This is a genomic window from Methylobacterium oxalidis, from assembly GCF_007992195.1.
GTDB classification, from domain to species: Bacteria; Pseudomonadota; Alphaproteobacteria; order Rhizobiales; family Beijerinckiaceae; genus Methylobacterium; species Methylobacterium oxalidis.
In genome coordinates this window covers 1-878 of sequence record NZ_BJZU01000318.1, presented here as the reverse complement: position 1 = coordinate 878, position 878 = coordinate 1, and the positions used below count along the sequence as shown (strand labels likewise).

General features: G+C 68.0%; 1 protein-coding gene. It reads right to left on the bottom strand.

Translation table 11 applies throughout. The features are described 5' to 3' along the window. Nucleotides 1–878: FtsK/SpoIIIE domain-containing protein (locus MOX02_RS30785; protein WP_280525382.1), on the bottom strand; the 878-nt coding region annotated here is incomplete at both ends.

Genomic DNA, 878 nt, shown 5'->3' with positions numbered 1-878 from the left:
CCGTCGTCTGCGGTGACGGCGTCGAGGTAGGCGGGGCGGCCCTGGCGCTTCAGGTGCGCCACCACGCTCTCCACCTCCGAGTCCGAGCAGAACGGCCCGTGCACCCGCGTCGTGCGCCCGCCGCCGGCCATGAACAGCATGTCGCCCTGGCCGAGCAACTGCTCGGCGCCCATCTCGCCCAGGATCGTGCGCGAGTCGATCTTGCTCGTGACCTGGAAGGAGATCCGGGTCGGGAAGTTCGCCTTGATGGTGCCGGTGATCACGTCCACGCTCGGGCGCTGGGTCGCCATGATCAGGTGGATGCCGGCCGCCCGCGCCATCTGGGCCAGCCGCTGGATCGCGCCCTCGATCTCCTTGCCCGCCACCATCATCAGGTCGGCCATCTCGTCGACCACGATCACGATGTAGGGCAGCGCCGACAGGTCCATCTCCTCCTGCTCGTACACCGCCTCACCCGTCTCCCGGTCGAAGCCGGCCGGGACCGTGCGCAGGATGACCTCGCCCTTCGCCCGGGCCTCGGCCATGCGGGCGTTGTAGCCGTCGATGTTGCGTACGCCGATCTTGGACATCTTCTTGTAGCGCTCCTCCATCTCGCGCACCGCCCACTTGAGGGCGATGACCGCCTTCTTCGGGTCGATGACGACGGGGGAGAGCAGGTGCGGGATGCCGTCGTAGACGGACAGTTCCAGCATCTTGGGGTCGACCATGATCAGGCGGCACTCCTCGGGCCTGAGCCGGTAGAGGAGGCTGAGGATCATGGTGTTGATCGCCACCGACTTGCCCGAGCCGGTGGTGCCGGCCACCAAGAGGTGCGGCATGCGGGCGAGGTCCGCGATGATCGGCTCGCCGCCGATGTTCTTGCCGAGGCACAGCGCGAG